Below are 532 nucleotides of genomic sequence, written 5' to 3' on the forward strand. Positions count from 1 at the left end.
CAACTATCCTGACACCGGGGGTGTTATCACCACTGGTTTTCCTTCTATTCAAGTGAACGGCCGTCCCATGGCTCACTTGGGGAGCCCCACCAGTCATGGCGGAACGATCATTACTGGATCAGGCGATGTGGGTGGTGGGTTTGTTATGGGGGGCGCTCCCGGTGCTTCGATCATCAACTTCGCTGTTTTGGGCGCAGTCCGTCCGGACGGCACGGTTGATGATGAACGCATGGCTACTTTGCTGGCCGATCCGAAACTGATAGAGAAGGCTACTGCTGCCAATGCTCTTGTGGACCCAAATGCTGCAACTCAAAACCAGGAAGCCGAAAAGCCTGAGCCCACCGTTTGCAACCATCCCGATCAAATGGAAGAGCTGGCGAGCTACATCGCAGGTGAGATGAATCGCAACATCCACGACCCGGCTGTGTTGGAGATGAAGAGGCTCATTGACTACGATCCCGACGTGGCGGCAAAGCAGTTTACAGAATTACCTTTTCTTTCGCGCATGGCTGCGGCGTTTTTCAAGGTAGTT

General features: G+C 54.1%; 1 protein-coding gene. It reads left to right on the forward strand.

Annotation, left to right across the window (positions count from 1 at the left end):
• A partial coding sequence (locus PMI22_RS28935; protein WP_007942252.1) for a PAAR domain-containing protein occupies positions 1-532 on the forward strand: 532 nt, incomplete at both ends.

The sequence above is a fragment of the Pseudomonas sp. GM21 genome (assembly GCF_000282215.1).
Taxonomy (GTDB): Bacteria; Pseudomonadota; Gammaproteobacteria; order Pseudomonadales; family Pseudomonadaceae; genus Aquipseudomonas.